Annotated in this window: 4 protein-coding genes; 2 read left to right on the top strand and 2 right to left on the bottom strand. The window is 73.8% G+C overall.

Features of this window, described 5'->3' with window-relative positions:
* Positions 1 to 85: 85 nt before the first annotated feature.
* Entirely contained in the window at positions 86 to 1,267 is a 1,182-nt protein-coding gene (locus WD794_03020; GenBank protein ID MEX2289280.1) for a hypothetical protein, read from the bottom strand.
* Positions 1,268 to 1,345: 78 nt separating this feature from the next.
* Between WD794_03020 and ilvA the strand changes: the two genes are divergently transcribed.
* The gene (gene ilvA / locus WD794_03015) at positions 1,346 to 2,590 is read left to right on the top strand and encodes a threonine ammonia-lyase IlvA (protein ID MEX2289279.1); all 1,245 of its coding nucleotides are present in this window, start codon (positions 1,346 to 1,348) and stop codon (positions 2,588 to 2,590) included.
* Positions 2,591 to 2,665: 75 nt separating this feature from the next.
* On the opposite strand, the gene WD794_03010 is transcribed toward ilvA, so the two are convergent.
* Positions 2,666 to 3,004 carry a rhodanese-like domain-containing protein gene (locus tag WD794_03010; protein ID MEX2289278.1) on the bottom strand — a complete coding sequence of 113 codons (339 nt, stop codon included), beginning with the start codon at positions 3,002 to 3,004 and terminating at the stop codon, positions 2,666 to 2,668.
* 473 nt (positions 3,005 to 3,477) lie between these two features.
* On the opposite strand from WD794_03010, the gene WD794_03005 reads away from it, so the two are divergent.
* Positions 3,478 to 3,763: hypothetical protein (locus tag WD794_03005; GenBank protein ID MEX2289277.1), on the top strand; the 286-nt coding region annotated here is incomplete at its 3' end.

The following is a 3,763-nucleotide window of genomic DNA, read 5'->3' as shown; positions in this document are numbered from 1 at the left end:
CGAGTGGCTCTGGTCGGTCGTCCTGCGCAGCCCGCACCACCGGGGGGGGGGGCTCTGGCCCCGCGCCGCTTCTGGCCAGAGTCGCCTACACCAGCCTCCCGGTGAAGAACAGCTGCGCCATGACGTAGGCCAGCGGCAGCGCCAGGGTCAACAGCACCGCCGCGACGTCGCGGGGGAACAGGCGCAGCAGGAGGACCGCCGGCAGCAGCGCCGCCTCGCTGCGGTAGAGGCTCACCCCGCTGCCGACGACCAGCGGCATGAGCCAGGCGGCGCCGACGAACAGTGCGACGGGGAGCGCCGCCCGGGCCTCGCCGCGTCCCGTCTCCCCGTGCCGTCCCCCGTCCCGCAGCAGGGCAGCGGTCGTACCGGCCAGCGTGAGCGCGACGAGAACCGCGACGAGCAGCGTCTGCCAGGCCGCCGCGGTCGCGGCCGTGAACCCGTCGGCACCTACCAGCGGCCGGAGGGTGGCGCGCAGGGTCTCCCACGGCGGGTTGAGGCCGTGCCCGTACTTGTCCTGCACCAGCAGGTAGGCATTCCAGTGCCCGGTGGACACCTGCAGGCGCACCACGACGGCGAGCGCCCCGGCCGCGGCCAGCCCGCCGACGGTGGCTGCCGCGCGCAGCCGCGAGAACAGGGTGCCTCCTGCCAGCAGGGCTGCCCCGACGAAGCCGGTCAGGGGAAGCACCGCCCCCAGCGGGTAGGCCGACGCGGCGAGCGCTGCGGCCAGGCCGCCGAGCAACCACCGGCGCCGCTGCAGCGCGTCGAGGTGCACCAGGACCGCGGACACGAACAGCGCGATCGGGAAAACCGCCTGCAGGTACACCGCGCCGGGAAAGACGGCAGCCAGCAGCAACAGGAGCAGCGCTCCCGGCGCCAGGCGGGCGTGCAGGAAGCGGGTCCACAGGACCAGGAGCAGGGCCAGCGTCGTCACCGCGGACACCACAGCGGCGGCCGTCACCAGCGGCAGACCGGACAGGCCCACCAGCCGGATCAGCGCCGGATAGGCCGGGAACCAGCCGGCATTGCCGCACCAGCTGCCGGGCGGGTACTCGGGGCCGCAGCGTTCGAGGGAGTAGCCGTTCTCGGCGATGTCGAGGTAGAGCGCGCTGTCCCAGTGCGCCCAGCTTCCCGCGACCCAGGGCGGCGAGCCGCTGCGGACCGCGGCGAGGGAGAGCAGCAGCCGGACCAGGACGAACACCACGAGCGGCGGGAGCAGTAGCCGGGCCAGCATCCGTAGCCGTCGCCGTCCGGGTCGCGTTCCCGCCATGGCGTCGAGCCTGCCCTACGGGCACTGCCGCCGGACGGCGTTCCGAGCGCTGATCCGGCACGCACTAGCGTCGCGGGGATGACGGTCGTAGCGGAGGAGGTCGAGGCGGCGGCCAAGCGGCTCGCCGGCGTCGTCGCGCCCACACCGGTCGAGCGCAGCCCACGGCTGTCCGAGCGGGTGGACGGGAACGTTCTGCTCAAGCGCGAGGACCTGCAGGTCGTCCGCTCCTACAAGGTCCGCGGCGCCTACAACGTCGTCAGCCAGCTGTCGGAGCAGGAGCGCACCCGGGGCGTCGTCTGCGCCAGTGCCGGCAACCACGCGCAAGGTCTGGCGTACGCCTGCAGTGCGCTCGGGGTGCAGGGCAAGGTCTTCCTTCCGCGGACGACGCCGCGGCAGAAGCGCGACCGGATCGCGGTGCTCGGCGGCGACGTGGTGCAGGTACTGGTCGTCGGCGACAGCTACGACGAAGCGGCTGCGGCCGCCTTCGAGGACGCCGGCGTGAGCGGCGCGACGCTCGTACCGGCCTTCGACCATCCGCGCACGATCGCCGGGCAGGGGACGGTGGTGCTCGAGGCGCTGTCCCAGCTCGACGTCGTGCCCGACGTCGTGGTCGTCCCGGTGGGCGGCGGCGGGCTGCTCGCCGGCGCCGCCGTGTGGCTGGGCGCACGGCACCCGGGGGTCCGGATCGTCGGCGTGGAGCCGGCGGGCGCGGCCTGCATGGCCGCCGCGCTCGAGGCCGGCGAGCCGGTGCGCCTCGAGGCTCTCGACAGTTTTGTGGACGGAGCGGCGGTGCGCCGCGCGGGCGACGTGACCTTCCCGCTGGTGCGTGACGGCGGCGTCGAGCTGGTCGCGGTGGCCGAGGGCCGGGTCTGCACCGAGATGCTGGCGCTCTACCAGTCGGACGGGATCATCGCCGAACCCGCCGGCGCGTTGGCCGCCGCGGCGCTCGGCGACGTCCTGCAGGTCGAGCCGGGAGCGACGACGCTGGTCGTGCTGTCGGGCGGCAACAACGACGTGAGCCGGTACGCCGAGGTCGTGGAGCGCGCCCTCGTGCACGAGGGTCGCAAGCACTACTTCCTCGTCGACTTCCCGCAGGAGCCGGGGGCGCTTCGTCGCTTCCTGGACGAGGTGCTCGGACCGGACGACGACATCACGCTGTTCGAGTACATCAAGCGCAGCAACCGCGAGACCGGCCCGGCCCTGGTCGGTATCGAACTCGGCCGCCCGGAGGATCTGGCTGCGTTGCTCGAGCGGATGGCTGCCGCTCCGCCGGAGATCTCCCCCGTGCCGCCGGACAGCCCGCTGTTCCGGTTCCTGCTGTAGCCGCCCCCGTCACGGCTCGTACGTCGGCAGCGACGTCGACCCGGCCGGAGCAGGCTGCTGCGGCCGGACGGGCCGCTAGATGATCTCGCCCGGCGCCCCGGCGTCCCGCACCACGGGCAGGCCCGCCGCCGCCCAGGCCTGCATCCCGCCGGTCAGGTTCGCCACCTCGACCCCCCGCGCGGCCAGCGCGGAGGCCGCCGCGGCCGAGCGGCCGCCGACCCGGCACACCGCCACCACCGGCCGGTCGGCCGGCACCGCCGTCGGATCGAGGCGGCTCAGCGGGAGGTGCACCGCCTCGGCAGCGCGCCCCGCGGCCCATTCCTCGTCCTCGCGGACGTCGAGCAGCAGCACCTCGCCGGCCACCGCACGGCGGTATGCCTCGGCGGGCGTCATCTCGGGCGCGGTCGGCTGCATACTTCAGGGTGCCACCCTGTCGCTCCCGCACCGCCGAGCGGGTGAGGCGTCACCCGAATGGGCTAGTTAGAACGAGTCACGGTTCGGCTACTCTGTGTATCGCAGGTTCACATCCGTGGTCCTGCGCAACGGGACAGGGTCTGAGCCCCCGGTCCCGAGGCAGCGTTGATCCGGACGGTCCACACCGACGCCGGCGGGGCAGTTCTCCCGCCGGCGCACGGAGAGACACGGTCGCCTAGACCGTCCGGGGAGTGAGTGGCGAGACCGGCCTGCCCCTGGAGACGGGGTGCCTTCGGGCATCCGGCTCCGGACGCAGAGGCTGTGATCCGCATGGCCCTCACCGACGCCCCCGCGGGGGCGCACGGAGAAGGACGGTCGCCCAGGCCGTGCGGGGAGTGAGTGGCGAGACCGGCTCGTCCGGTGGTCGGGTGCGTGCAGAGGCGCCCCTCCTACCGAGTACGGGAGCACTTCACGTGTTGACCACCCCCTTCATCGCCCGCCGCCGGCGGCGCGTCATCGCGTCCCTCACCCTGCCGCTGGCGATCATCCTTTCCTCCTCGGCCCTCGCCGCGGCTCCCGGCGGCCAGCCGCCGAGCAACGGAGGCGCCGGCAACCCGGGCACGAACAACTCGGCCGGTAACCCGGGCACGAACAACTCCGCGGGCAACCCGGGCACGAACAACTCCGCGGGCAACCCGGGCACGAACAACTCATCGGGCAACCCGGGCACGAACAACTCCGCGGGTAACCCGGCCAGCA

The organism is Mycobacteriales bacterium (assembly GCA_040902655.1).
Taxonomy (GTDB): Bacteria; Actinomycetota; Actinomycetes; order Mycobacteriales; family SCTD01; genus SCTD01.
This window is presented reverse-complemented; position numbering and strand designations above follow the sequence as displayed.